The organism is Pseudomonas sp. SDI (assembly GCF_003105155.1).
Classification (GTDB): Bacteria; Pseudomonadota; Gammaproteobacteria; order Pseudomonadales; family Pseudomonadaceae; genus Aquipseudomonas.
The window spans coordinates 1-24,998 of the sequence record NZ_QETK01000014.1 but is presented as its reverse complement, the minus strand read 5'-3'; the positions used below and the strand labels follow the sequence as shown (position 1 = coordinate 24,998).

General features: G+C 64.9%; 24 protein-coding genes and 2 pseudogenes. 8 read left to right on the top strand and 18 right to left on the bottom strand.

Annotated features, from left to right (window positions below; genetic code table 11):
* Positions 1-51: 51 nt before the first annotated feature.
* The gene (locus DCO48_RS11305) at positions 52-2,127 is read left to right on the top strand and encodes an AsmA family protein (protein WP_116550694.1); all 2,076 of its coding nucleotides are present in this window, start codon (positions 52-54) and stop codon (positions 2,125-2,127) included.
* Positions 2,128-2,174: 47 nt separating this feature from the next.
* Here DCO48_RS11305 and DCO48_RS23240 read toward each other — a convergent pair.
* Both DCO48_RS23240 and osmE read right to left on the bottom strand, forming a co-directional pair.
* Positions 2,175-2,258, bottom strand: a pseudogene (locus tag DCO48_RS23240) (bacterioferritin); the annotation flags it as partial.
* A gap of 61 nt (positions 2,259-2,319) precedes the next feature.
* The gene (gene osmE, locus DCO48_RS11300; RefSeq protein WP_116550693.1) at positions 2,320-2,661 is read right to left on the bottom strand and encodes an osmotically-inducible lipoprotein OsmE; all 342 of its coding nucleotides are present in this window, start codon (positions 2,659-2,661) and stop codon (positions 2,320-2,322) included.
* 133 nt (positions 2,662-2,794) lie between these two features.
* Between osmE and DCO48_RS11295 the strand changes: the two genes are divergently transcribed.
* Complete coding sequence (locus DCO48_RS11295) at positions 2,795-3,685, top strand: triacylglycerol lipase (RefSeq protein WP_116550692.1); 891 nt, start codon at positions 2,795-2,797, stop codon at positions 3,683-3,685.
* Here the strand turns inward: DCO48_RS11295 and DCO48_RS11290 are convergent.
* A complete protein-coding gene (locus DCO48_RS11290) occupies positions 3,645-4,556 on the bottom strand; it encodes a DMT family transporter (RefSeq protein ID WP_116550781.1) in 912 nt (303 codons plus the stop codon). The genes DCO48_RS11295 and DCO48_RS11290 overlap by 41 nt on opposite strands.
* A gap of 107 nt (positions 4,557-4,663) precedes the next feature.
* Between DCO48_RS11290 and DCO48_RS11285 the strand changes: the two genes are divergently transcribed.
* From DCO48_RS11285 to DCO48_RS11275, 3 genes are all read left to right on the top strand, one after another.
* Positions 4,664-5,449, top strand: coding sequence for a helix-turn-helix domain-containing protein (locus DCO48_RS11285; protein ID WP_116550691.1), 786 nt, complete (start codon positions 4,664-4,666; stop codon positions 5,447-5,449).
* Between the two features lie 72 nt (positions 5,450-5,521).
* Positions 5,522-5,815, top strand: a complete 294-nt coding sequence (locus DCO48_RS11280) for a PsiF family protein (protein ID WP_116550690.1) — start codon at positions 5,522-5,524, stop codon at positions 5,813-5,815.
* A 124-nt stretch (positions 5,816-5,939) separates the two neighbouring features.
* Positions 5,940-6,947 (top strand): AI-2E family transporter, encoded by a 1,008-nt coding sequence (locus DCO48_RS11275; RefSeq protein WP_116550689.1) that lies wholly within the window; start codon positions 5,940-5,942, stop codon positions 6,945-6,947.
* A 69-nt stretch (positions 6,948-7,016) separates the two neighbouring features.
* Here DCO48_RS11275 and DCO48_RS11270 read toward each other — a convergent pair whose 3' ends face one another.
* Positions 7,017-8,282, bottom strand: a complete 1,266-nt coding sequence (locus DCO48_RS11270; RefSeq protein ID WP_116550688.1) for an Hsp70 family protein — start codon at positions 8,280-8,282, stop codon at positions 7,017-7,019.
* Between the two features lie 167 nt (positions 8,283-8,449).
* On the opposite strand from DCO48_RS11270, the gene cbpA reads away from it, so the two are divergent.
* Positions 8,450-9,409, top strand: a complete 960-nt coding sequence (gene cbpA, locus DCO48_RS11265) for a curved DNA-binding protein (RefSeq protein ID WP_116550687.1) — start codon at positions 8,450-8,452, stop codon at positions 9,407-9,409.
* A 2-nt stretch (positions 9,410-9,411) separates the two neighbouring features.
* Positions 9,412-9,717, top strand: coding sequence for a chaperone modulator CbpM (locus tag DCO48_RS11260; RefSeq protein ID WP_116550686.1), 306 nt, complete (start codon positions 9,412-9,414; stop codon positions 9,715-9,717).
* A 92-nt stretch (positions 9,718-9,809) separates the two neighbouring features.
* Here the strand turns inward: DCO48_RS11260 and DCO48_RS11255 are convergent, their stop codons facing one another.
* The 14 genes and pseudogenes from DCO48_RS11255 to DCO48_RS11190 form a co-directional block, all read right to left on the bottom strand.
* Positions 9,810-10,331 (bottom strand): GNAT family N-acetyltransferase, encoded by a 522-nt coding sequence (locus DCO48_RS11255; RefSeq protein ID WP_116550685.1) that lies wholly within the window; start codon positions 10,329-10,331, stop codon positions 9,810-9,812.
* A 34-nt stretch (positions 10,332-10,365) separates the two neighbouring features.
* Positions 10,366-11,064 carry an urea ABC transporter ATP-binding subunit UrtE gene (gene urtE / locus DCO48_RS11250; RefSeq protein ID WP_116550684.1) on the bottom strand — a complete coding sequence of 233 codons (699 nt, stop codon included), beginning with the start codon at positions 11,062-11,064 and terminating at the stop codon, positions 10,366-10,368.
* A gap of 63 nt (positions 11,065-11,127) precedes the next feature.
* Positions 11,128-11,985, bottom strand: coding sequence for an urea ABC transporter ATP-binding protein UrtD (gene urtD / locus DCO48_RS11245; protein ID WP_165840762.1), 858 nt, complete (start codon positions 11,983-11,985; stop codon positions 11,128-11,130).
* Positions 11,982-13,061 (bottom strand): urea ABC transporter permease subunit UrtC, encoded by a 1,080-nt coding sequence (gene urtC / locus DCO48_RS11240; protein ID WP_116550682.1) that lies wholly within the window; start codon positions 13,059-13,061, stop codon positions 11,982-11,984. Before urtC ends, urtD begins: the two co-directional genes overlap by 4 nt.
* Positions 13,061-14,551: an urea ABC transporter permease subunit UrtB gene (gene urtB / locus DCO48_RS11235; protein ID WP_116550681.1), complete on the bottom strand. Its 1,491-nt coding sequence runs from the start codon at positions 14,549-14,551 to the stop codon at positions 13,061-13,063. The genes urtC and urtB overlap by 1 nt, the downstream gene beginning before the upstream one ends.
* A 121-nt stretch (positions 14,552-14,672) precedes the next feature.
* Positions 14,673-15,938, bottom strand: coding sequence for an urea ABC transporter substrate-binding protein (gene urtA, locus DCO48_RS11230; protein ID WP_116550680.1), 1,266 nt, complete (start codon positions 15,936-15,938; stop codon positions 14,673-14,675).
* Between the two features lie 200 nt (positions 15,939-16,138).
* On the bottom strand, positions 16,139-17,545 hold the full coding sequence (gene cycA, locus DCO48_RS11225) for a D-serine/D-alanine/glycine transporter (RefSeq protein ID WP_116550679.1): 1,407 nt from the start codon (positions 17,543-17,545) through the stop codon (positions 16,139-16,141).
* 122 nt (positions 17,546-17,667) lie between these two features.
* Positions 17,668-19,032, bottom strand: a pseudogene (locus DCO48_RS11220) (PepSY-associated TM helix domain-containing protein).
* A 60-nt stretch (positions 19,033-19,092) separates the two neighbouring features.
* Positions 19,093-21,165: a TonB-dependent copper receptor gene (locus DCO48_RS11215; RefSeq protein WP_116550678.1), complete on the bottom strand. Its 2,073-nt coding sequence runs from the start codon at positions 21,163-21,165 to the stop codon at positions 19,093-19,095.
* An 80-nt stretch (positions 21,166-21,245) separates the two neighbouring features.
* Complete coding sequence (locus DCO48_RS11210; RefSeq protein ID WP_116550677.1) at positions 21,246-21,683, bottom strand: DUF2946 domain-containing protein; 438 nt, start codon at positions 21,681-21,683, stop codon at positions 21,246-21,248.
* Positions 21,684-21,702: 19 nt separating this feature from the next.
* Positions 21,703-22,173: a copper chaperone PCu(A)C gene (locus DCO48_RS11205; protein WP_116550676.1), complete on the bottom strand. Its 471-nt coding sequence runs from the start codon at positions 22,171-22,173 to the stop codon at positions 21,703-21,705.
* 47 nt (positions 22,174-22,220) lie between these two features.
* Positions 22,221-22,607, bottom strand: coding sequence for a DUF2946 domain-containing protein (locus tag DCO48_RS11200; protein WP_116550675.1), 387 nt, complete (start codon positions 22,605-22,607; stop codon positions 22,221-22,223).
* Positions 22,608-22,716: 109 nt separating this feature from the next.
* Positions 22,717-23,571, bottom strand: coding sequence for an SPFH domain-containing protein (locus tag DCO48_RS11195; protein ID WP_116550674.1), 855 nt, complete (start codon positions 23,569-23,571; stop codon positions 22,717-22,719).
* Positions 23,572-23,604: 33 nt separating this feature from the next.
* Entirely contained in the window at positions 23,605-24,042 is a 438-nt protein-coding gene (locus DCO48_RS11190) for an NfeD family protein (RefSeq protein WP_116550673.1), read from the bottom strand.
* Positions 24,043-24,483: 441 nt separating this feature from the next.
* On the opposite strand from DCO48_RS11190, the gene DCO48_RS11185 reads away from it, so the two are divergent.
* Entirely contained in the window at positions 24,484-24,792 is a 309-nt protein-coding gene (locus tag DCO48_RS11185; RefSeq protein ID WP_116550672.1) for a DUF3077 domain-containing protein, read from the top strand.
* Positions 24,793-24,998: the final 206 nt, after the last annotated feature.

Genomic DNA, 24,998 nt, shown 5'->3' with positions numbered 1-24,998 from the left:
TGCCATCATCGCGCACGCTTTACGCCCCACCGTCATCAGGAGATCCGTGCAATGACGCGCCGTGCCAAAATCCTCAGCTGGACCTTCGCCACCCTGTTACTGGTGCTGGCGGTGCTGCTGATCGTCATCGCCAGGTTCGACTGGAACCGGGTCAAGCCGCTGCTCAACGAGAAAGTCTCGGCGGCCTTGCAGCGGCCGTTCGCCATCAACGGCAACCTGGCTGTGCGCTGGCAGCGCGAGCCGGACGAGGGCGGTTGGCGGGCCTGGATGCCGTGGCCGCGGTTCATTGCCGACGACATCACCCTGGGCAACCCGGACTGGCTCAAGCAGCCGCACATGGCCAGCCTGGCGCGTGTCGAGTTCCGCCTGTCGCCGCTGCCGCTCCTTGCCCAGCGCATTGTCATCCCGCGCATCGACCTGACCAAACCGAGCGGCCGTCTGACGCGCCTGGCCGACGGTCGTGCCAACTGGACCTTCGACTTTGGGCCGAAAGACGAGAACGCCGCGCCGTCGAGCTGGGTACTGGACATCGGCGCCATCGGCTTTGACCGGGGCCAGGTCGGCTTCGACGACCAGACCCTGCAAACCCAGGTTGACGTCGTGATCGACCCGCTGGGCAAGCCGATTGCCTTCTCCGAGATCGTCGGTAACGCGTCGGCGAAGCAGGCCGCCGAGCAAGGCCGGGTGCCCCAGGCGTACGCTTTCGCGCTCAAGGTCAACGGCCGCTACAAGGGCCAGGCGCTGGCCGGTACGGGCAAGATCGGCGGGCTGCTGGCCTTGCAGGATGCCACCCGGCCGTTCCCGCTGCAGGCCGACATGCAGATCGGCGACACTCGCATCGCCGTCGCCGGCACCCTGACCGACCCGCGCAACCTCGGCGCCCTGGACCTGCGCCTGAAACTGGTTGGCGCCAGCCTGGGCCATCTCTACCCGCTGACCGGCGTCACCCTGCCGGACTCGCCGGCCTATGCCACCGACGGCCATCTGATCGCCAAGCTGCATGAGCCGGGTGGGGCGACGTTCCGCTACGAGGGCTTCAACGGCACGATCGGCGACAGCGACATCCATGGCGACCTGGCCTTCGTCGCCAGCCAGCCGCGGCCCAAGCTCTCGGGCAACCTGGTGTCGAACCAGTTGCTGTTCAAGGACCTCGGCCCGCTGATCGGCGCCGATTCCAACGCCGAGCAGAAGGCCCGTGGCGCTGCCAGCAAGCAGCCGGCCGGCAAGGTGCTGCCGGTGGAAGCGTTTCGTACCGAGCGCTGGCGGGCGATGGATGCCGACGTGAACTTTGCCGGCAAGCGCATCGTGCACAGCGAGAAACTGCCGTTCAACGACCTTGCCGCGCATGTGCTGCTCGACGATGGCCTGCTGCGCCTGGAGCCGCTGCGCTTTGGCGTGGCCGGCGGCAAGCTGGACGCGCAGATCCGCCTGGACGGTCGCAGCGTGCCGTTGCAGGGGCGGGCACGGCTGACCGCGCGCGGGTTCAAGCTCAAGCAACTGTTCCCGACCTTCGAACCGATGAAAACCAGCTTTGGCGAGTTGAATGGCGATGCTGATATCAGCGGCCGGGGCAATTCGGTGGCGGCCTTGCTGGGGACCGCCAATGGCGACCTGAAGATGCTGATCAACGATGGGGCGATCAGCCGTAGTCTGATGGAGATTGCCGGATTGAACGTGGGCAACTATGTGGTCGGCAAGTTGTTCGGCGACAACGAGGTGAAGATCAACTGCGCGGCGGCGGATGTCGGCATCAAGGATGGCCTGGCGAAGACCCGGCTGTTTGTGTTCGATACCGAGAACGCTGTGGTGTACATCGATGGTACGGCGAACCTGGCCAGCGAGCAGCTGGATTTGAAGATCAACCCGGAGTCGAAGGGGCTGCGCTTGTTCTCGCTGCGCTCGCCGCTGTATGTGCGCGGGGCGTTCGCCAAGCCGAGTGCTGGTGTGCAAGCGGTGCCGCTGGCGCTGCGGGGGGCGGGGATGGTGGCGCTGGGGGTGGTCATTGGTCCGGCGGCAGGCCTGCTGGCGCTGGTGGCGCCGAGCAGCGGCGACGCGCCGAACCAGTGCACGCCGTTGCTGGAGCAGATGAAAGCGGGCAAGGCGCCGAAAACGGTGAAGGCCGGCTAAGCGCAATCGCGGGGCTGGCCCCGCGATGAGGCCCCTGAGGCTTACAACCCGTTCAACAGATCCACCCTATCGTCGGCATGTTCCAGCGCCTGGGTGGCATGTTCGAGAAACTCGTCCGCCGCCACGCTCGCGCAGGGTGTTCTCATCGGTCAGTGCTACCTTGCTCATTATCTTCTCCAGGCTGAAACAGGGTTATGCAGCGGAGACCGCGAGGTCATCCTTCTGGCGCTGCTCACAGGTCTTGAAGCCTTTCGCGTCGACATGCCCGGTGGCATCGAAGCGCACGTAATAAGGCTGCTGGCGGCCCTCATGGTTGAGCACATAGTTGTTGCAGGTGCCACCGTGGGGCAGGTCGATCACTGTCGACGGGCTGCCGCCAATGGCAATGACCCGCTGCATGGTCATGCCGTTCTCCACCTGCTTGACTAACGGTTCGTCGCGGTAGGTGGCGTAGTTGATCGGGTTTTCCGGGCGGCTGCCGCAGCCGACCAGGGTGGCACTTGCCAGAACGACTGCCAGAACGTGCTTGTACATGGTTGCGCTCCTTCGGGTGAGCCGTCATGGCCCGTTACCTGATTGGAACCACAGCGCACGCCAGGAGTTCGATTGGCATGCCGACGCGCTGCCTGTAGTGTGTGCCGAGCCTCCACGGATCGGGAACGCCGCCATGTCGCGTGCACTTGCCACACGTTATCCACTGGTTCTGGTACCGGGCATGCTCGGCTTCGTGCGTCTGCTGCTGTACCCCTACTGGTTCGGTATCGTTGCCGCCCTGCGCCGCGGCGGCGCCGAGGTGTTCGCCATCCAGGTCTCGCCGCTCAACAGCACCGAAGTGCGCGGCGAGCAGTTGCTGGCGATCATCGCGGACATCCGGCGGCGCAGCGGCGCCGACAAGGTCAACCTGCTCGGCCACAGCCAGGGTGCGCTGAGCGCCCGCTACGCCGCGGCGAAACGGCCGGAATGGGTGGCCTCGGTGACCTCCATCGCCGGGCCCAACCACGGCTCGGAGCTGGCCGACTACCTGCACCAGCATTACCCAAGCGATTCGCCGCGCGGGCGCCTGCTCAAGGCCCTGCTGCATGGCCTGGGCGTGCTGATGCACTGGCTGGAAACCGGCTGGCGCGGGCCACGCCTGCCCATCGACGTGCACGCCTCGCACCATTCGCTGACCGCCGCTGGGGTCGCACTGTTCAACCAGCAATGCCCGCAGGGCCTGCCCACTACCTGGGGCGGCGAAGGCCCGGCCGAGGTCGATGGCGTGCGCTATTACTCGTGGTCCGGCACCTTGCAGCCGGGCATTACCGACCGTGGCCTGAACCGGCTGGACGGCAGCAGCCGCTTCTGCCGGCTGTTTGCCCGCACCTTCGTGCGTGAAGCGGGGCAGTGCGACGGCATGGTCGGGCGCTTCAGTTCGCACCTGGGCCAGGTGATCGGCGACAACTACCCGCTCGATCACCTGGATATCGTCAACCAGTCACTTGGCGCTGTCGGCAAGGGCGCCGAGCCGGTCCGCCTGTTTACCGAGCACGCGGCGCGGTTGAAGGCGGCTGGGCTTTGAGGCGCCGCAGCGGGGTGGTCCAGCGTTCGGCGAGGACCACCCCGGCCAGGGTCAGCAGGCCGCCCACCAGGTGATACAGGGCCAACTGCTCGCCAAGCACCACCGAGGCGATCAGCGCGGTGACGATCGGCAGCAGGTTGAAGAACAGCGTCGTGCGGCTCGGCCCGAGGCGGCTCACCGCCCGCATCCAGGCCAAGGGCGCGATCATCGAGGCGAGCACGCAGGCGTACAGTACCAGGCTGATATTGCCCAGGCCCAACCCGCTGTGCGGCGACATCAGGTACAGCGGCAACAGCACCACAATCGCCACCAGCACCTGCAGGTACAGCAACTGTAAGGGCGGCAGGCGCAGCTGCCATTTCTTCAGCAGTGTGCTGTACACGGCGTAGGCCAGGGTGGCGATCAGCATCATCGCGTCGCCGAGGTTCAGGCCATGTTCGAGCACGGTCGCGAAGCTGCCGCCGGACACCACCAGCAGCACCCCGGCAAACGACACCACGGCGCCGACCAGCGCGCCGGCGGTGAGTCGTTGCCCCAGGCTGATGATCGCCAGGGCCAGCGACATCAGCGGCATCAGCGAAAGGATGATGCCCATGTTGGTGGCCGTGGTGATCGCTGCGGCGAAGTACGCCAGGCTCTGGTACACGGCCATGCCGAGCACGCCGAGGATGAAGATCTTGCCCAGGTGCGGGCGGATGTTCGGCCAGTTGCGCAGTACCGGGCGGAGCATGAAGGGCGTGAACAGCAGGCCGGCCAGCAGCCAGCGCCAGAAGCCGATTTCGGCCGGGAAGATGGCGCCGACGGCCAGCTTGTTGACCACCGTGTTGCCGGCCCAGATCAGGATTGCCAGTAAGGGAAACGCGTAATTCATGAAGCAGGAACTCTGAGGGATAACGCTGGCCATTATCCGCTTGTCTGTCTTGCAGCTTATACTTCGATCCAGACAAGCCGCCCATCGATCCAGACAATCGCCCGAGCATGACCCGCAAATACCTCGCCATCCCGCAGTTCGACGCCTTGCCGGCGCCGGTGTACTTCCGCTACGACGAGTTCGGTGCCGACACCCACAGCGCCGCGCACCGGCACGCCTGGGGCCAGCTCAACTACGCGGCGCACGGGGTGATGCAACTGGAGATCGGTGGCCAGCACTTCTATTCGCCGCCGCATTACGCGGTGTGGATTCCGCCCGACACCGAACACAGCTGTTATAACCCGCAGGCCATCGTCTACCGCTCGGTGTACCTGACCCGCGAGCTGTGCGCGGCACTGCCGGCGCAGGCCTGTACGCTGGTGATCAGCGGCATCCTCAAGGCGATTCTCGGCGACTTCGCCAGCCGCGACGTGCATATCCCGCAAGACCCGGCCGACCAGCGCCTGGCGCAGGTGCTGGTCGACCAGTTGCAGCGCGCACCGATGCAGACCTGCTACCTGCCGTACGCGCAAAGCCCCGGCCTGCTCGCGGTGCTCCAGGCGCTGCACGCCGAGCCTGGGGATAACCGTGCGCTGGGCGAGTGGGCGGCGCAGGTGCATGTCAGCGAGCGCACCCTGGCTCGGCAGTTCGTCCGCGAGCTGGGCATCAGCTTCGGCGAGTGGCGGCAGCGCTTGCGCTACCTGCGCGCCATCGAGGCACTGGAGGGCAGCCAGTCGATCCAGGAGATTGCCTTCGACCTCGGCTACAGCACGCCCTCGGCGTTCATCGCCATGTTCCAGCGCCAGGCCCGTTGCACCCCGGAGCAGTACCGGCGGCAGGCGCGGCGTGCCTGAAAGCGTGTAAAAATTCTTGTCTACACTGAGGTCGAGGCTGCGCGCAGGGCGCGGCAACCAGGAGACGACTCCATGAAACTGTTGCGTATGCCGTTGCTGCTGTTGGGATTGTTGATGTGCTCACAAGGATTCGCCGACACGGCTCAGCAGAACAAAATGAAAACCTGCAACGCCGACGCCACCACCAAGGCGCTCAAGGGCGATGAGCGCAAGGCGTTCATGAGCACCTGCCTCAAGGCGGACCCGGCGGCCAAGCCGCTCACCGCGCAACAGGAAAAGATGAAGCGCTGCAACGCCGAAGCCGCCACCAAGGCGCTCAAGGGTGATGAACGCAAGGCGTTCATGAGTACCTGCCTGAAAAAATGACCCCGCCTGCGTGCGCGTTGTTGCCCTGTGGCAATGGCGCGCACCGCGTCGCCGCACGGCCCTATGCCTGTCCGCCGAAGGCTGGCAGACTGCCTGCTTTATTGGCGTGCCCGTTCGAGGTTGTATGACTTTCACCCAGCGTCAGGTAGTCCTTGCCAGTTGGATCATCGTGTTCGGCGGGCTGTTGCTGGTGTTGCCGCTCAAGTTGCTGCCGAGCCTGCTGGCCGGCTTGCTGGTGTTCGAGCTGGTCAACATGCTCACGCCGAAGCTACAGCACCTGCTGGCCGGGGAGCGCGCGCGCTGGTTGGCGGTGGCGTTGCTCGGCACCCTGATCGTCAGCGTACTGACCTTGCTGTTTGCCGGCGCGATCAGCTTTTTGCTGCATGAGGCGGAAAACCCCGGCGCCTCGCTGGACAAGTTCATGCTGCTGGTGGATCAGGCGCGTGGGCAACTGCCGCCGTTTGTCGATGCCTACCTGCCGGCCAGTGCGGCCGAGTTCAAGGTGGCGATTGGCGAATGGCTGAAGACCCACCTCGGTGAGCTGCAACTGGTGGGCAAGGGCGCGGCGCACATGTTCGTCACCCTGCTGATCGGGATGATCCTCGGCGCGATTGTGGCCTTGCAGCGGATCCCCGACATCTCGCGGCGCAAGCCGTTGGCGGGGGCGTTGTTCGAGCGGTTGGCGCTGCTGGTGCAGGCGTTTCGCAATATCGTCTTTGCGCAGATCAAGATCTCGCTGCTGAACACGGCGTTTACCGGGGTCTTCCTGGCGGTGGTACTGCCGATGTTCGGCGTGCACCTGCCATTGACCAAGACGCTGATCGTGCTGACCTTCCTGCTGGGCTTGTTGCCGGTGATCGGCAACCTGATGTCGAACACGCTGATCACCATCGTCGGCCTGTCGCTGTCGATCTGGGTGGCGATGGCGGCGTTGGGCTACCTGATCGTTATCCACAAGGTCGAGTACTTCCTCAACGCGCGGATCGTCGGTGGGCAGATCAGCGCCAAGTCGTGGGAGCTGCTGCTGGCGATGCTGGTGTTCGAGGCCGCGTTCGGCCTGCCCGGGGTGGTAGCGGGGCCGATCTACTATGCGTACCTGAAGAGTGAGCTGAAGCGGGCGGAGCTGGTGTGAAGCCTGGCGCGGGACGAGCCCACCCCCACAGGGTCTGCTGTGGGTGCGGGCTCGCCCCGCGCTAGGGCCTCAACCGTAACGCTTGCGCGCCTCGATCGCCAGCCCGCTGCCGATGCTGCCGAAGATGTTGCCTTCCACATGCTGCGCATTCGGCAGCATCGCCGCCACGCTCTGGCGCAGCGCCGGGATGCCGCTCGAACCGCCGGTGAAGAACACCGTATCGACCTGCTCCACACCCACACCAGCCTTGAGCAGCAGCTCGTCGACGCTAGCGCGCACGCGCGCCAGCAGGTTCTCGATGGAGGCCTCGAACAGCGCCCGGCTCAGGTCCACTGCCAGGCCCTGCTCGATCCGTCCCAGATCCACCCGGCGCGCCTGCGCCTGGGTCAGTTCGATCTTGGTCGCTTCCACTTCCATCGCCAGCCAGTGCCCGGCACGCTGCTCGATCAGCTTGAACAGCCGGTCGATACCGCCGGTATCCTCGATGTCGTAACGCATGCTGCCCAGCGCCAGCTGCGACTTCTGCGAGTACACCGAGTTGATGGTGTGCCAGGTCGCCAGGTTCAGGTGATAGCTGGTGGGCATCAGGGCCTGGCTTTTCATCCGGCTGCCATAGCCAAACAGGGGCATCACGCCCTGCAGGCTCAGTTGCTTGTCGAAGTCGGTGCCGCCGATGTGCACGCCGCCGGTGGCGAGAATGTCGCCCTGGCGGTCGTCGAGCATGTGCCGTTCCGGCGCCAGGCGCACCAGCGAGAAGTCCGATGTACCGCCGCCGATGTCGACGATCAGCACCAGCTCTTCCTTGCTGATGTTCGACTCATAGTCGAACGCCGCCGCAATCGGCTCGTACTGGAACGAGACGTTCTTGAAGCCAATCTTCTTCGCCACCTCCGCCAGGGTGTCTTCGGCTTCCTGGTCGGCGGCCGGATCGTCGTCGACGAAGAACACCGGGCGGCCCAGCACCACGTCATCGAATGCGCGACCGGCATTGTGTTCGGCGCGTTTTTTCAGCTCGCCGATGAACATCCCCAGCAGGTCCTTGAACGGCAGGGCGGTGCCCAGCACGCTGGTGTCGTGCTTGATCAGCTTGGAGCCCAGCAGGCTCTTCAGCGAACGCATCAACCGGCCTTCGTAGCCTTCGAGGTATTCGTGCAGGGCCATGCGGCCGTAGGCCGGGCGGCGCTCCTCGATGTTGAAGAACACGACCGAGGGCAAGGTGATCTTGCCGTCTTCCAGGGCGATCAGCGTTTCCTCGCCCGGGCGGTGCCAGCCGACGGTGGAGTTGGAGGTGCCGAAGTCGATGCCGCAGGCGCGGGCCGGGGAAGGTTGACTCATGGGGGAAACCTTGCGGGGGAAAAACGGCCGCGCAGTGTATGCCAGTCGGCGACAGAATCAAGACCGAATATCTGCTCGGCAGCAAACCTTTGGTTGCCTTGAAAGGCTATGCTTGACCCCAATCTTCAGCAGCAGTGAAGCATTCGACAACATTGGTGATCGCTTAGATGGACTTCAAAGACTATTACAAGATCCTTGGCGTAGAGCCGACTGCGGACGAAAAGGCGATCAAGACCGCCTACCGCAAGCTTGCGCGCAAGTATCACCCCGACGTCAGCAAAGAACGCGACGCCGAAGAAAAATTCAAGGAGGCCAACGAGGCCTACGAGGCCTTGGGCAGCCCGGAAAAACGCGCCGAATACGACGAACTGCGCAAGTACGGTCAGCATGGCCGGCCGTTCCAGGGCCCGCCGGGCTGGGAAAGCCGTGGCGGCGCCGGTGGCGGTTTCGGCGAGGGCGGCGACTTCTCGGACTTCTTCAGCTCCATTTTCGGCTCGGCCGGGCGTGGCAACGGCAACCCGTTTGGCCGTGGCCAGCAACGCAGCGCCGGTCGGCGAGGGCAAGACGTGGAAATGGAACTGGCGATTTTCCTAGAGGAAACCCTGGCCAACGAATCGAAGAAAATCAGCTTCCAGGTGCCGCAATACAACGCGGCCGGGCAGCGTACCGGTGACACCACCAAGACCCTCAACGTGAAGATTCCGGCCGGGGTCACCGACGGCGAGCGTATCCGCCTCAAGGGCCAGGGCGCACCGGGCATTGGCGGCGGGGCGAATGGCGACCTGTTCCTGATCATTCGCCTGGCACCGCATCCGTTGTTCGATGTCGAAGGTCATGACCTGATCATCACCGTGCCGCTGGCACCGTGGGAAGCGGCGTTGGGCACCAAGGTCGAGATGCCGACCCTGACCGGCAAGGTCAACCTGACCATTCGTCCCGACAGCCAGAGTGGCCAGCGCCTGCGGATCAAGGGCATGGGCCTGAGCAACAAGCAGGGCCAGCGTGGCGACCTGTATGCGCAACTGAAGGTGGTGATGCCGACGCAGTCGGACGCGGCGGTGAAGGAATTGTGGAGCAAACTGGCGGAGAAGGCCGCGTTCAACCCGCGAACTCAATGGAGTAAGTGACCATGAGCAGTACCCTGATCGTTCAACTGGACATGCGTACCCTTTGTCAGGAAGCCGACTTACCGGCGGACTACGTGATCGAGATCGTCGAGCACGGCATTGTTGAACCGTCGGGGCGAACGCCGGAGGATTGGCTGTTCGACGACCACGCGCCGGTGCTGGCCAAACGCGCTGCCAAGCTGCATCAGGAGCTTGAGCTGGAGTGGGAAGGGGTAGCGCTGGCGCTGGAGTTGCTGGAGGAAGTGCAGCAGCTGCGCAGTGAGAATTCGATGCTCAAGCAGCGGTTGGGCCGGTTTGTGCAGGGCTGACTTCATCGCGGGATGAGTCGGGTCGCCGCACCGCCGCTCCCACAAGATCACCGCTGTACCCTGTGGGAGCGGGCTAGTCCCGCGAAGGGGCCCTACCGCCCAGGCTGCGCCCCTGGGTTCAGGATCAACTGCATAAACGTCAGATCCAGCCAGCGCCCAAACTTCACCCCCACCTGCGGCATACTGCCGTTCTGGGTAAAGCCCAGTCGCTGATGCAGGCGTACCGATGCGGCATTGCCGCTTTCAATCGCGGCCACCATCACGTGCTTGCCGCAGGCCCTGGCGCGTTCGATCAACGCCAGCATCAGCGCCGGCCCCAGGCCGTTGCCACGCTGATCGGCGCGGATATACACCGAATGCTCCACGGTGTAGCGGAAACCCTCGAACGGCCGCCAGTCGCCGAACGACGAATAGCCCAGCACCTCGCCCGCTGCATTCACCGCCACCAGAATCGGGTACTGCTGCGCCTGGCGCGCGGCAAACCAGGCCTGGCGGTTGCCGAGGTCGACCGGTTGTTCGTTCCAGATCGCCGTGGTGTTGAGCACGGCATCGTTGTAGATGTCACGGATACCTGGCAGGTCGGCATGCACGGCATCGCGGATCAGGTAGGTCATGGCAGGTTCTCGAAGCGTTGAGCAGGGCGTCAGATTAAATGGTTACCAGGCCGCGCACACCCTCGGCCTCCATGTTTTCGCCACGGCCCTGCTGCACGATCTCGCCCCGCGACATCACCAGGTACTGGTCGGCCAGCCCGGCGGCAAAGTCGTAGAACTGTTCCACCAGCAGAATTGCCATGTCGCCGCGCGCGGCAAGCGTGCCGATCACCGTGCCGATCTCCTTGATCACCGACGGCTGGATGCCCTCGGTGGGTTCGTCGAGGATCAGCAGGCGTGGCCGGCTGGCCAGGGCACGGCCGATTGCCAGTTGTTGCTGCTGGCCGCCGGAAAGGTCGCCGCCACGACGCTGTTTCATCTGCAGCAGCACCGGGAACAGCTCGTAGATGAATGCCGGCACTTCACGGGCGTCTCCGGCACTGAAGCGCGACAGGCCCATCAGCAGGTTTTCCTCCACACTCAGCCGCGGGAAAATTTCCCGACCCTGCGGCACGTAGGCAATCCCGGCCCGCACCCGCTGGTGCGGCTTGAAGCCGGTGATGGCCTGGCCTTCCCAGTGCACACTGCCCTCACGCGCTGGCAGCAGGCCCATCAGGCAACGCAGCAGGGTCGTCTTGCCGACGCCGTTGCGGCCGAGCAGGCAGGTCACTTCGCCGACCCTGGCCTCGAAGGAGAGGCCGCGCAGGATGTGGCTGCCGCCGTAGTATTGGTGCAGGGAGTCGATCTTCAGCATGCTTTGAACCTTGTATTGTTCTGGCTGGCCTCATCGCGGGACTAGCCCGCGATGCTCTTGAAGCTATCGACCGAGGTACACCTCGATCACCCGGTCATCCGCCTGCACCTGCTCCAGCGAGCCTTCGGCCAGCACGCTGCCCTGGTGCAGCACCGTCACATGGTCGGCAATGCTGCCGACAAAGCCCATGTCGTGCTCCACCACCATCAGCGAATGCTTGCCGGCCAGGCCCTTGAACAGTTCGGCGGTAAATTCGGTCTCGGCATCGGTCATCCCCGCCACCGGCTCGTCGAGCAGCAGCAACTGTGGTTCCTGCATCAGCAGCATGCCGATCTCCAGGAACTGCTTCTGCCCATGCGAGAGCAACCCGGCCAGGCGCTGCTGCGCCGCCTCCAGCCGGATCGTGCGCAGCACCTCGTCGATGCGATCCTTCTGCGCGCCGCTCAGGCGCGCACGCAGGCTGGCCCACACTGATTTGTCGGTGTGCTGCGCCAGCTCCAGGTTCTGGTACACGGTCAGCGCCTCGAACACCGTCGGCTTCTGGAACTTGCGACCGATACCGGCCTGGGCGATCTGCACTTCGCTCATTCGCGTCAGGTCCAGGGTCTCGCCGAACCAGGCCTTGCCGGCGCTGGGCCGGGTCTTGCCGGTGATCACGTCCATCAGCGTGGTTTTGCCGGCGCCGTTCGGGCCGATGATGCAGCGCAGCTCGCCCACGCCGATGTAGAGGTTCAGCGCGTTCAACGCCTTGAAACCATCGAAGCTGACACTGAGGTCCTCCAGCGTGAGCACAGTGCCGTGGCGCACGTCGAGCCCCGGCTCGCGGCGCTGGCCAAGGCCGATGGCGTCGCGGCCGGCGCCGTCGAGGAGCGGTTCGAGCATGAATTCCGGGTGCACGGCCGGTAACGGTACGCTTCTCATTGTTCGCCCCTTTTCTTCAGCAGACCGACCACGCCCTTGGGCAGGTACAGCGTCACCAGAATGAACAGCGCGCCGAGGAAGAACAGCCAGAACTCGGGGAAGGCCACGGTGAACCAGCTCTTCATGCCGTTCACCAGCCCGGCGCCGAGCAGCGGCCCGATCAGCGTGCCGCGCCCACCCAGGGCCACCCACACGGCGGCTTCGATGGAATGGGTCGGCGACATTTCACTGGGGTTGATGATGCCCACCTGCGGCACATACAGCGCCCCAGCCAGGCCGCACAGCACCGCGCTCAGCACCCAGACGAAGAGCTTGAAACCGCGCGGGTCGTAGCCGCAGAACATCAGCCGGTTTTCGGCATCGCGCAGTGCCGTCAGCACCCGGCCGAATTTGCTGCGCGCCAGCCGCCAACCGAGCAGCAGGCTGGCCAGCAGCAGTGCCACGGTGAGCAGGAACAGCGTCGCCCGGGTGCCGGGCGCGGTGATTTCGAAGCCGAGGATGCTGCGAAAGTGGGTGAAGCCGTTGTTGCCGCCAAAGCCGGTTTCGTTGCGGAAGAACAGCAGCATGCCGGCAAAGGTCAGCGCCTGGGTCATGATCGAGAAATACACGCCCTTGATCCGTGAACGGAAGGCGAAGAAGCCGAACACCAGCGCCAGCAAGCCCGGCGCCAGCACCACCAGGCACAGCGCCCAGGCGAAGTGCTGGGTGCCGGCCCAGTACCAGGGCAGCTCGCTCCACGACAGGAAGGTCATGAACGCCGGCAGGCTGTCGCCGGCCGCTTCGCGCATCAGGTACATGCCCATCGCGTAACCGCCCAGGGCGAAGAACAGGCCGTGGCCGAGCGAAAGCAGCCCGGCATAGCCCCAGACCAGGTCCAGGGCCAGGGCGACGATGGCGTAGCAGAGGATCTTGCCGACCAGCGTCAGGGTGTAGGCCGACACCTGCAAACTGTGCCCGGCGGGCAGCAGCGATAGCAGCGGCAGGGCGAGCAGCACCAGCAGCACGACGGCGCCGATGGCCAGCGACAGGTGCGGGCCGGCTTTTTGCGTGGCAGTCACAAGCAGAGGCTGGTTCATCAGTCGATTACCCGTCCCTTGAGGGCGAACAGGCCTTGCGGACGCTTCTGGATGAACAGAATGATCAGCGCAAGGATAAGGATCTTGCCGAGCACCGCACCGATCTGCGGTTCCAGCAATTTATTCGCGATGCCCAGGCCGAAGGCCGCCCAGAGGCTGCCGGCCAGTTGCCCGACGCCGCCGAGCACCACCACCAGGAACGAGTCGATGATGTAGCTCTGGCCGAGGTCCGGGCCGACGTTGCCAATCTGGCTCAGGGCCACCCCGCCGAGGCCGGCGATGCCCGAGCCGAGGCCGAAGGCGAGCATGTCCACGCGCCCGGTCGGCACCCCGCAGCAGGCGGCCATGTTGCGGTTCTGGGTGACCGCCCGCACGTTCAGGCCGAGCCGGGTGCGGTTGAGCAGCAACCAGGTCAGCAGCACCACGCACAGCGCGAAGCCGATGATGACGATGCGGCTGTACGGCAGCACCAGGTTCGGCAGCACCTGAATGCCGCCGGAAAGCCAGGCCGGGTTGGCCACTTCGACGTTCTGCGCGCCGAACAGCAGGCGGATCGCCTGGATCAGGATCAGGCTGATGCCCCAGGTGGCCAGCAGGGTTTCCAGCGGCCGGCCGTAGAGGTGACGGATCACCGTGCGCTCCAGCAGCATGCCGACCCCGGCGCTGACCGCGAAGGCCACCGGCAGTGCCAGCAGGGGGTAGAACTCGAGGGCGCCGGGGGCGAAGCGTTGCACCAGCAGTTGCACCATGTAGGTGCTGTAGGCGCCGAGCATGAGCATTTCGCCGTGAGCCATGTTGATCACCCCGAGCAGGCCGAAGGTGATCGCCAGGCCCAGGGCGGCCAGCAGCAGGATCGAGCCCAGCGACAGGCCGCTGAAGGCCTGCCCGAGCAGTTCGCCGAGCAGCAGCTTGCGCTTGACCTGGGCCAGGCTGGTTTCGGCGGCGGTGCGCACGCCAGGGTCGGTTTCTACGGTCGGGTCGAGCAGTGCTTCGAGGCGGGTCCGCGCCAGCGGGTCGCCGGTTTCGCCGAGCAGACGCACGGCCGCCAGGCGTACCGCCGGTTCGGGCGCCGCCAACTGCAGGTTGGCCAGGGCCAGGCCGAGGGCCGCCTGCACGCCGGCATCGGCCTCGGCCGCGTAGCGGCGGTCGAGGAAAGCCACTTGCGCCGGCTGCGCGGATTTCTGCAATTGCTGGGCGGCGGCGAGGCGCAGGCGGACGTCGTCGCTGAGCAGGTGGTGCGCCGCGAGGGCGTTGTCGACCAGCCCGCGCAGGCGGTTGTTCAGGCGCAGCTTGCGATTGTCGTCAGCGCTCAGGCGGCCTTGGTGCAGCGCGTTGAGCAGCGGCAAGCGGGCCGGCTCGGGTTGCGCCGCCCAGTCCTGGAGCAGGCGGGCCTGCTCGTTGGGCTTGGCGGCGCTGAAAAACTCGGCATCGCCGGCCTGGGCGGCCAGCGGTAGCAGCAGTAGCAGGAGGTAGAGCAGGGCCTTGGGCATGGCGGTGTTCCTGTGTTGTTCTTCAGGGCCTTGTCGCTGGCAAGGCCAGCTCCCACAGGGCGGCATAAACAGTTTTCCCGCTGTGGGAGCGGGCCGTGCCCGCGCTAGCGTCACCGCCGAATCAGTTGCCTTTCACCGCATAGTCAGGCCGCTTGTCGTTGCCCGGAATGAATGGGCTCCATGGCTGCGCGCGCAGCGGCTGCTCGGTTTCCCAGACCACGTTGAACTGCCCGTCGTCCTGGATCTCGCCGATCATCACCGGCTTGTGCAGGTGGTGGTTGGTCTTGTCCATGGTCAGGGTGAAGCCCGACGGTGCCTTGAACGACTGCCCAGCCAGCGCCGCACGAACCTTGTCGACATCGGTGGACTTGGCCTGCTCGACCGCCTGCGCCCACATATGGATGCCGACGTAGGTGGCCTCCATCGGATCGTTGGTTACCGCCCTGTCCGCGCCCGGCAGGTGCTTGGCCTTGGCGTAGGCTTTCCAGTCGGCAACGAACTGGCTGTTCACCGGGTTCTGCACCGACTCGAAGTAGTTCCACGCCGCCAGGTGGCCGACCAACGGCCTGGTGTCGATACCGCGCAGTTCTTCCTCGCCCACCGAGAAGGCCACCACCGGCACGTCGGTGGCCTTCAGGCCCTGGTTGGCCAACTCCTTGTAGAACGGCACGTTGGAGTCGCCGTTGACCGTGGAGATCACCGCAGTCTTGCCGCCGGCGGAGAACTTCTTGATGTTGGCGACGATGGTCTGGTAATCGCTGTGGCCGAACGGCGTGTAGACCTCTTCGATGTCCTTGTCGGCCACGCCCTTGCTGTGCAGGAACGCACGCAGGATCTTGTTGGTGGTGCGCGGGTAGACGTAGTCGGTGCCGAACAGGAAGTAGCGCGTGGCCGCGCCGCCGTCCTCGCTCATCAGGTACTCCACCGCCGGGATGGCTTGCTGGTTGGGCGCCGCGCCGGTGTAGAAGACGTTTGGCGACATTTCCTCACCCTCGTACTGCACCGGGTAGAACAGCAGCCCGTTGAGTTCCTCGAACACCGGCAATACCGACTTGCGCGACACCGAGGTCCAGCAGCCGAACACCACCGCGACCTTGTCCTGGGTCAGCAGCTGGCGGCTCTTTTCGGCGAACAGCGGCCAGTTCGACGCCGGGTCGACCACCACCGGCTCCAGCAGCTTGCCGTTCACCCCGCCCTTGGCGTTGATCTGCTCGATGGTCATCAGGGCCATGTCCTTGAGCGATGTCTCGGAAATCGCCATGGTGCCCGACAGCGAATGCAGGATGCCGACCTTGATGGTCTCGGCGGCCTGGATACTCCAGCTCAAGCCCATCGCTGCAATCGATGCGCTGAGGGTAAAGGCCTTGATCAGACTGCGACGCTTCATGGTGCTCTCTCCGATGAGTGGTTCTGCCAAGCAGAGGTCGACTTCGGAGTGGAGCTTTAGCAAGCGCTGTGCCTACTCGGGCAAGCGCTCTACGACGGGGTTTTGCGTGTGAGGAGCGGGCATGCCTGCACCGGCCTGGAGCTAGCCGGTGCACGCTGCCCGGCAGGTTGCGCTGTGCTGGTGCGCAACCTGCCGGGGGCTCAGTCGGCCTGCGGCGCCAGCGCCTGCTGGCGGTTACGCCGGACGAACTGATAGGTGATGGTCAGCAGCACGAACCACAGCGGCGTGACGATCAGCGCCTGGCGGGTATCGCTCTCCAGGCTCAGCAGCACCAGGATGGCGGCGAAGAAGGCCAGGCATACCCAGCACATCAAGCGCCCGCCGGGCATCTTGTACTTCGAGGCCTGGTGCAGGGCCTGGCGCTGTTTGCGGTAGGTCAGGTACGACAGCAGGATCAGCGACCAGACGAACATGAACAGGATTGCCGACACCGTGGTCACCAGGGTGAAGGCTTCCACCAGGTCCGGGATCACGTACATCAGCGCTGCACCGAGCAGCAGGCAGGTGCACGAGAAGTACAGGCCGTTGGCCGGCACATCGCGCTTGGACAGGGTTTCGAATGGCTTTGGTGCGTCGCCTTGCTGGGCCAGGCCGAACAGCATGCGGCTGGTGGAGAACACCCCGCTGTTGGCCGAAGACGCGGCCGAAGTCAGCACCACGAAGTTGATGATGCTGGCGGCGGCGGGCAGGCCGGCGAGGATGAACAGCTCGACGAACGGGCTCTTGCCCGGCACCACGTCGCGCCATGGGGTCACCGCCATGATCGCGATCAGAGCCAGCACGTAGAACATGATGATGCGGATCGGGATCGAGTTGATGGCCCGTGGCAGGGTGCGTTCGGGGTTCTTCGCTTCGGCGGCGGTGGTGCCCACCAGCTCGATCCCGACGAAGGCGAACACAGCGATCTGGAAGCCGGCGAAGAAGCCCATCAGGCCGTGCGGGAACATGCCGTCGTCGTTCCACAGGTTGGTCAGGCTCGCGGTGCGTCCGGCGGGCGATTCGAAGCCGGCGAAGACCATGTACAGGCCGGTGCCGACCAGCGCGAGGATGGCGACGATCTTGATCATGGCGAACCAGAACTCGATTTCGCCGAACAGTTTTACCGTGATCAGGTTCAGCGACAGCAGCACGCCGACACAGGCCAGGGCCGGGGCCCATTGCGGCAGCTCGGGGAACCAGAACTGCGAGTAGGCGGCGATGGCGATCACGTCGGCGATGCCGGTGATGATCCAGCAGAACCAGTAGGTCCAGCCGGTGAAGTAACCGGCCCAGGGGCCGAGCAGGTCGGCGGAAAAATCGATGAAGGATTTGTAGTTCAGGTTCGACAGCAGCAGTTCGCCCATGGCGCGCATGACGAAGAACAGCATGAAGCCGATGATCATGTAGACGAAGATGATCGAGGGGCCGGCGAGGCTGATGGTTTTGCCGGAGCCCATGAACAGGCCGGTGCCGATGGCGCCGCCGATGGCGATGAGCTGGATGTGGCGGTTGCTGAGGTTGCGTTGCAGGTGGTGTTCGCTTGGATCGGGGGTCGAGGTCCGGGTCATAGGCTGCATTCCATTGTGGTTCAGTCTTCTTGTACGTAGTGAGCGCCGGCTACGTTAACACGGGATTTTCCGGCGCTGGCGCGACAAGTCGTCTCAACCGGGCAGGGCTGGCGTCGGCAGGGTCAGGCCCGAACCGCCAGCATCCGCCGCCCGAGCAGCCGATCCAGCCCCCACACCACCAGCATCGACACCCCCACCAGTGGGAACGCCACCCCCAACCCCACCATCACCACCGTCGCCACCTTCCAGCGCGGCAGGTCATGGCGCAGCGGCGGCACGCCCAGGCCACCTTGCGGCCGGCGTTTCCACCACATCACCAGGCCACTCACCGACCCCAGCAAGATCAGCAGGCAGACCAACAGAATCAGCAGCTGGTTGACCCAGCCGAACATCTTTCCCTCATGCAGCATCACGCCCAGTTCGGTCGCCTGCGCCACCGGGCTGTAATCGGCCCAACGCACGTCCACCAGCACCCGCCCGGTGTACTGGTCGACATGCAGGGTGGCGTCGTTGCGCGGGTCATCGGCAAACACCGCCACGGTGAACACTCCGCTGGCGCTGGTCGGCAGGGTAATGCTGTACCCCGGCTCGACCCCACGGGTGTTCGCCAGGTCCTCGACCTGCTGCAACGTCACCTGCGGCGCTGCCGGCGCATCGTTCATTGCAGCATGGCCCATGTGTTCGGCATGCGCCCCGGACACCGGCATCGGCGTGTTTTCCAGCGCCCACGGCACGGTCTGGCGCGCGGCACTGTTCAAGGTCCCGGCGTGCTGATCCGACGTCGGCACGTCGTTCCACATCGCCGCCGGGAAGGTATTCCACACATCCGCGTACTGCTTGCCCCAGAACCCGGTCCAGGTCATGCCACTGAGCAACATCAGCAGCAACAACGCCGAACCCCAGAACCCGCTGACGGCGTGCAGATCGCGCCACAGCAGTCGCCCCCGCGCACCGAAGCGCGGCCACAGCACCCCGGCTGTCGCCCGCCCACGCGGCCACCACAGGTACAGCCCGGACACCACCAGAACGATGCCCCAGCCCGCCGCCAGCTCGATCAGCCGGTCGCCAACGGTGCCGATCATCAACTCGCCGTGCAGCGCTCGCGCCACCGCCTGCAGGTTCTGCTTGGCATCCTGCGCGCCGAGCACGCTGCCGGTGTAGGGGTCGACGAACACATTCAGCTCGCGTCCGGCGTCGCTGATCACGAACTGCGCGCTGCGCGCGCTGTTCAACGCCGGCAGGTACTGGCTGACCTGGGCCTGTGGATAAGCGGCTTTCACCTACGCCAGCAGGCTGTCGGCGCTGTGCCGGTGATGGCCAGCTTCTACGACCATCAAGGGGCGGTACAGCAACGGGTCGAGCTGCGGTTTGAACAGGTAGATGATCCCGGTGATGGCCAGCAGAATCATGAACGGTGCGACGAACAACCCGGCATAGAAATGCCAGCGCCAGGCCAGGTTGTAGAAAGAAATCTGCGGTTTGCTCATGGAGCACTCCCTTATGGCTGCCGGAGTAGGGCGCGGCCAACGACCGCGCCCCGGGTTGCATCAGAAACTCAGGTCGACCTTGCTCCAGAACGTCCGCCCCGGCTCGTTGATCGCCTGTGGATCGCTCGCCGGGTAACCGAACCCGGCGTTGCCGGCCAGGTTCAGGTGCTCGGCATAGGCCTTGTCGAACAGGTTGTCGACGCCGGCGCTGAGCTTGACGTTCTTGCTCACGCGGTATGCGCCGTTGAGCGAGAACACGCCAAAGCCGGCGCTCTTTTCATAGTCCTTGCCAACCACGTTGCCCGCATTCTGGTCGATGCGGTTCTGTGCCGAGACCAGCCGCCAGAGGGCGCCGGCGCTCCAGTCGTCGCGGCTGTAGGTCAGGCCCAGGCGGCTTTCCAGCGGTGGCATCTGCGGCAGTGCCTTGCCATCGCTGCTGTTCTTGCCCCAAGCGTAGGCCAGGGTCGCATCGGCCTTCCAGTTGCTGGTCAGCTGATAAGCCGCGCCCAGTTCACCGCCCATGATCCGTGCGTCGATATTCTCGGCCTGGGAGTTGAGCATGCCCATCATCCCCGGCCGGTAGTCGAACAGGATGTAGTCGCGGACCTGGCCGATGTAGCCCGAGGCCCAGGCTTCGAGCTGCTCGGTCTTGTACTGGATGCCGACGTCGAGCTGGGTGGTTTTTTCCGGCTTGAGCTTGTCGAAGGCATTGCGCGAACCGTCCGGGCCGGACTTGGGCGAGAACAGCTCCCAGTAGTCGGGGAAACGCTGCGCATGGCCCAGGCCGATGTAGGTGGTGGCCGGGATCGCCGCCAGGTCGTGCTCGAAACGCACAAAGCCGCTGGGCAGGGTATCGGCACGGGTGTCGTCGCGGGTCGGGCTGGCTTTGCGGTAGTCCTTGGCCGAGGCGCGGTCGAGGCGGGCGCCGGTGATCAAGCGGTCCTGGCTGCTGGTGTCCCAGGTCAGTTCACCGAACAGGCCGTAGTTGTGGAAGTCAGCGTCCTTGTTCCAGCTCTTGCCGCGATGTGCATCGATGCCCATGCCGCCGCGCTGGCGGTGTTCGTTGGTTTGCGCGTCGATCCCGCCGACCAGCGCCACATCGTCCCAGCGCCAGGTAGCCTTGATCCGTCCGCCGAGGGTACGGCGGTCGACGTTGCTGACCATCGGCCCGGCCATCATGCCGCTGGTGGGCGAACTGCGCAGGCTGTAGTTGTCCATCACATGGTCGGCGTAGTTGTAGTAGACCTGTGCCTCGACCTTGTCGAGCACCTCGCCGAGGTTGGATTTCTCGACGCGCAGGCCGAGGCTTTCGCGCTCGAACTGCGAACCGTCCATGCCACGTCCGGCATAGCGCGCTTCGCCATCGCCCTTGCCGGCGGTGAGTTCGAGCAGGGTGTCGGCATCCGGGGTCCAGCCGAGGGTGACGTCGCCGTTCCACTTGTCCCAGCGCGATGGCACGGTGTCGCCATTGCCGTCGTCGTAGTCGTCCGAGCGCGACTGGTTGCCGACGAAGCGCACATAGCCGTAACGGTTGCCGGCAGCGGTATCGAGCACTTTGTCGAAGCGGCCGTTGGAGCCGGCCAGCAGGCTGGCGTTGACCCGCGTGCCGAGCTCGCCGAAGGTCTCCGGCTCACGTTCGAAGAGGATCGTCCCGGCCGACCCGCCCGGGCCCCAGAGCACGGTTTGCGGGCCCTTGATCACGGTCAGGCGGTCGTAGGTTTCCGGCGAGATGTACGAGGTGGGCGCGTCCATCCGGTTCGGGCAGGCGCCGAGCATGACCCCGCCGTTGGTGAGAATGTTCAGCCGCGAGCCGAACATGCCGCGCAGTACCGGGTCGCCGTTGGTGCCGCCGGCACGGATTGCCGAGAAGCCGGGGATGGTCTTCAGGTAGTCGGCGCCGTCGCTGGCCGGGACGGGCTGGCGCGGGTCCTTGGGGTTGGTGACGATGGTCAGTGGTGAGCTGGGCGCTACGGCGGTGATTACCGTGGGGCTCAGTTCGCCCTTAACCTGGGCGTGTGTGTGGTCGTCGGGGTGCGCGTCGGTGGCCAGGGCCAACGGGCTGAGCAGGGTGCCGCAGAGTACGGCAATGGTCCCTTGCAGGGACAGACGATAAACAGCGGTGTAGCCGGACATAGTGATTCCAACATCGATCAGTCATGAAGGTGCGCGCGTGGCCCGGCGAGTGCCGAGCCGCGCAGGCGCATACGGTGGTTTCAGACGACGAGGCTGGCCGGTGGCGCGCGTGAGCGGGCGCCGGGGAATATTGCCTGGCGGGCATGGCCCTGGCGGGGTTGGCTGATCAGCCCGCGCGGGGCGGGGGCGGCGGTGGTGGTGAGCAGGCTCAGCGGTTGCGGCAACGCCGGGCAGTGGAAGAACAGGCTGCAGTAGCCGCATTTCTCCCAGATCACATGCAGCGACGGGTCGCCGTGGCGGGTGTCGCTCGCACTGGCAGTGTGGCAATCGTGCGCGCTGTCCATGTCCATCGGCATGGACATGCCCGGCATGCTGGCGCGGTGATCCATCGGCATCGACTGGGAAACCAGTGGGCCGATAAAGATCATCAACATGGCGAACAGGCTCAGCCAGCTGCCGCGCAAGGTCCGTTCAGGGAGCCTTGCGCGCGGGGCGAGTCGGTTGCGGGCGATGCTCATGACGAGCAGGGCTCAGCGATCAGTGCGTATGGGCTGCGCCTTCAGGCGCCTGCTTCTGCACGGCGACGTCGACGGTGACGTCGCCGGCTTTCTCGAAGTGCAGAGTCAGCGGGAAGTGCTTGCCGTCGCTGAGCAGGCTGCGGTCCTTGGGCTGCATCAGCATCACGTGGTAGGCGCCGGGGGCAAATACCAGGTCTTTGCCGGCGGGCACCACGACGCTGGGCACTTGCTGCATTTTCATCAGGCCGTCCTTGTGCACGTGTTCGTGCAGTTCGGCGCGGTCGGTGATCGGGCTGTCGACGCCGAGCAGGCGGTCATCGGCCGTGCCGTTGTTGTGCACGACGAAATAGGCCGCGACGTTGGGGGCGTTGGGCGGCAGTTCCTGCGACCACGGGTGGGCGATGTGCAACTCGCCCTGGGTGAATTCGTGGGCGTTGGCAAAGGTCGCCGGCAGGCACAGGGCGGCCAGCAGCAGGGCGTTCTTGAACATGGTGCTTCTCCAGTCGATTCGGGTTCGCAGCAGTGAGCGTAGTGAATCTAGACGGAAGGGGAAGCGCGCGGGTTGAGCGCCGGCCATTGCTGGCGCGGTGTGGCCTGGGCAATGGCCTGAGGCGTGCGGCTGGCCAGGTAATCGTGGCTGGGGTGCCGCAATTGCAGCGGCTGCCCAGGTAGGGCCAGCAGCGGTGCGGCGCCGGAGCAGCACCAGCAGTGCTGCATGGTCGAGTGGTCGTCGTTCTGCGGGGTGGCGTCTTGCGGGCCGAGCGAGATGGCGACCATCTTGCTGCCGCCGGCGGCGCAGAACACCCCCCACAACAGTTGCTCGGCCGGGCCCTTGGGCGCTGCCGAAGACAACGGCATTGCCAGCAGATTGAACAGCACTGCGAGGCAGGCAATCCAGGCGGGGGCAAGCCGATGTCGAGGCATGGAGGGATCCGGTCAGGATTCGATGGTGGCTATTTAGCCAGAGTTGCACGTATATGTAAAAAAGCCGGGGGTGCGATGAAGTGCCGCAGCCCCAGCTGGCGGGCCCTGGTCAGGCCTTGTTGCGCCCCATCAGGCCGCGCACGGTTTCCTGCAGGTCGGCCGGCAGTACGACGATCTTGGCGTTTTCGCTTTGTGCCAGGTTTTCCATGGCGCCGATGTAGCGTTCGCCGAGCAGGTACATGGCTGGGGTGACTTCGCTGCCGATGGCGTTCTTCACCAGGGTGATTGCCTGGGCCGAGGCTTCGGCGAGGTTGATCTGTGCTTCGGCGTCGAGTTTGGCCGATTGCTGGCGGGCCTGGGCTTCGAGAATGGCGGCCTGCTTGGCGCCTTCGGCGCGGGTCACGTCGGCTTTACGCTCACGCTCGGCGGCGGCCTGGCGCTCCATGGCCGCTTGCATGTTTTCCGAAGGGCGGATGTCCTGGATCTCGACCGAGCGCACGGTCACGCCCCAGTCTTCGGTCTGTTCCGACATCACTTCACGCAGGCGTGCCTTGATCTGTTCGCGGCCGGAGAGGGCTTCGTCGAGGTCCATGGCGCCGACGATGGCACGCAGTGAGGTCATGGTCAGGCTGGTCACGGCATAGGAAAAGTCCTGCACACCGTAGGAAGCCTTCTGTGGGTCGACGACCTTGGCGAAGCACAGGGCGTTGGCGACGATGACAGCGTTGTCGCGGGTGATGATTTCCTGTTGCTGCACGTCGAGGATGATGTCCTTGGTTGGCAGGCGGTAGGCGACCACGTCCATGTACGGGATGAGGATGTTCAGGCCGGGTTTGAGGGTGGCGTGGTAGCGGCCGAGGCGCTCGACGATCCACTCTTCGCCTTGCGGCACGATGCGTACGCCTTTGAACAGGGTGATGAGGACGAACAGGGCTATCGTGCCGGTGACTATGAGGCTGGTCATGTCGTGAATCTTCCTTTGATGGGTGGCGCGGTGTCAGGCGCGGGTGACGCGCACGGTATTGCCTTCGATGGCGAGGATGCGCACGCGCTCGCCGCTGGCGATTTCGGCGTCGGCGATGCAGGTCCACTCTTCGTTGCCGAGGATGGGTTTCTGGAAGCGCACGCGGCCTTTGTGGAATTCGGAGACGGTTTGGGTGAGCAGACCGACTTCACCGATGGCGGTGTCGGCGGTCCAGCGCACGTCGGCGGTTTTTTTGCGCAGGAGCTTGAACCAGAGGGCGGCGGTGGTGCTGGAAAGGGCGACCCAGAGCAGCACCTGCATGTCCAGTTGCAGGGTCGGGATCAGCCAGGCGATAACGGCGACGACCACGGCGCCGATGCCGAACCAGAGGATGAAGAAGGTTGGCAGGACGAGTTCCAGAACGATCAGGCCGAAGCCCAGGACCAGCCAGATCCACCATTGAATTTCCATTTCTAGGCCTTGAGGTCAGCGGCAGGTGAGGGGGGAGTTTAATGGACTCCGTGGGGCAGGCCATACCCAATGTGTGAGCAATCTTTGTGGGCGCTGGTCTTGCCGGTGATGCATTTGATTGTTGGGGGGTAACGCTTTGACATACCTAGTTGTTGCCGCTCCAGCTTTCGCCGGTTGTCGCCAAAGTCCAAGTCCTCTATCCTCGCTCAGCCGCTGCCAATTCGGCGGCCGGGTGTGCAAGCCCGACAGAATATAGCGCGACAGCGCCCAACGACCTTTTCGGCGCTCATGTCCGCGAAGGCGCTTTATGGCGGCTGTGCGTGGGAGACCTTCGGGTCTGCCGGGTCCTATATCCTCGGTCTTGCACACCTGCGCACAGCTGCCACCCATTCGTGTGCAAGCGGATGCTGGTAGCTCCCATGGCGATATAGGAGCTGCACCATGAACAAGATTGTCCCTGATCCTCCGCCAGCCGGCGCTCCTGTAACAACCTTCAGCACGGCCTTCGCTTCTTGCTCAGGCAGTCATGATCCAGTATTCGCAGTACGCGCGGGGGTCGATATCGAAGATGCCCTGGTGCATCTTTCTGTGCTGCTTCGGTGTGCTCAAGTCACCACGGTCAAGGCGTTGGAACTGGCCGAGGGTGAGCAGCAGTCGCTACTTTGGTCGACTCAGCAGTCTCTGGATATGTCTCATGCCTTGACTGAGGCGGTGTTGAAAGGGGTCGAGGTGCATACGAAAACGACCTAGGTAATTGGTCGGGGTTGGAGTGTGGGAGCCGGCCTTGCCGGCGATGCGCTTGATCTTGGGGGGCATATCCATTTGCCGTGGCGAGGCTGCCGGCCCCTTCCGCCCTGACGGCGGCCAACTTTTGACGGCGCAAAAGTTGGCAAAACGCCCCGGCCCTGCATACGGCCCCTGCGCTGCGCTCCGGGGTTCCCTCGCTCCGCACCTGC

Coding starts and splice junctions, on each gene's coding strand:
- DCO48_RS11305 (WP_116550694.1), top strand. CDS start 52: ATGACGCGCCGTGCCAAAATCCTCAGCTGGACCTTCGCCACCCTGTTA.
- osmE (WP_116550693.1), bottom strand. CDS start 2,661: ATGTACAAGCACGTTCTGGCAGTCGTTCTGGCAAGTGCCACCCTGGTC.
- DCO48_RS11295 (WP_116550692.1), top strand. CDS start 2,795: ATGTCGCGTGCACTTGCCACACGTTATCCACTGGTTCTGGTACCGGGC.
- DCO48_RS11290 (WP_116550781.1), bottom strand. CDS start 4,556: ATGAATTACGCGTTTCCCTTACTGGCAATCCTGATCTGGGCCGGCAAC.
- DCO48_RS11285 (WP_116550691.1), top strand. CDS start 4,664: ATGACCCGCAAATACCTCGCCATCCCGCAGTTCGACGCCTTGCCGGCG.
- DCO48_RS11280 (WP_116550690.1), top strand. CDS start 5,522: ATGAAACTGTTGCGTATGCCGTTGCTGCTGTTGGGATTGTTGATGTGC.
- DCO48_RS11275 (WP_116550689.1), top strand. CDS start 5,940: ATGACTTTCACCCAGCGTCAGGTAGTCCTTGCCAGTTGGATCATCGTG.
- DCO48_RS11270 (WP_116550688.1), bottom strand. CDS start 8,282: ATGAGTCAACCTTCCCCGGCCCGCGCCTGCGGCATCGACTTCGGCACC.
- cbpA (WP_116550687.1), top strand. CDS start 8,450: ATGGACTTCAAAGACTATTACAAGATCCTTGGCGTAGAGCCGACTGCG.
- DCO48_RS11260 (WP_116550686.1), top strand. CDS start 9,412: ATGAGCAGTACCCTGATCGTTCAACTGGACATGCGTACCCTTTGTCAG.
- DCO48_RS11255 (WP_116550685.1), bottom strand. CDS start 10,331: ATGACCTACCTGATCCGCGATGCCGTGCATGCCGACCTGCCAGGTATC.
- urtE (WP_116550684.1), bottom strand. CDS start 11,064: ATGCTGAAGATCGACTCCCTGCACCAATACTACGGCGGCAGCCACATC.
- urtD (WP_165840762.1), bottom strand. CDS start 11,985: ATGAGAAGCGTACCGTTACCGGCCGTGCACCCGGAATTCATGCTCGAA.
- urtC (WP_116550682.1), bottom strand. CDS start 13,061: ATGAACCAGCCTCTGCTTGTGACTGCCACGCAAAAAGCCGGCCCGCAC.
- urtB (WP_116550681.1), bottom strand. CDS start 14,551: ATGCCCAAGGCCCTGCTCTACCTCCTGCTACTGCTGCTACCGCTGGCC.
- urtA (WP_116550680.1), bottom strand. CDS start 15,938: ATGAAGCGTCGCAGTCTGATCAAGGCCTTTACCCTCAGCGCATCGATT.
- cycA (WP_116550679.1), bottom strand. CDS start 17,545: ATGACCCGGACCTCGACCCCCGATCCAAGCGAACACCACCTGCAACGC.
- DCO48_RS11215 (WP_116550678.1), bottom strand. CDS start 21,165: ATGTCCGGCTACACCGCTGTTTATCGTCTGTCCCTGCAAGGGACCATT.
- DCO48_RS11210 (WP_116550677.1), bottom strand. CDS start 21,683: ATGAGCATCGCCCGCAACCGACTCGCCCCGCGCGCAAGGCTCCCTGAA.
- DCO48_RS11205 (WP_116550676.1), bottom strand. CDS start 22,173: ATGTTCAAGAACGCCCTGCTGCTGGCCGCCCTGTGCCTGCCGGCGACC.
- DCO48_RS11200 (WP_116550675.1), bottom strand. CDS start 22,607: ATGCCTCGACATCGGCTTGCCCCCGCCTGGATTGCCTGCCTCGCAGTG.
- DCO48_RS11195 (WP_116550674.1), bottom strand. CDS start 23,571: ATGACCAGCCTCATAGTCACCGGCACGATAGCCCTGTTCGTCCTCATC.
- DCO48_RS11190 (WP_116550673.1), bottom strand. CDS start 24,042: ATGGAAATTCAATGGTGGATCTGGCTGGTCCTGGGCTTCGGCCTGATC.
- DCO48_RS11185 (WP_116550672.1), top strand. CDS start 24,484: ATGAACAAGATTGTCCCTGATCCTCCGCCAGCCGGCGCTCCTGTAACA.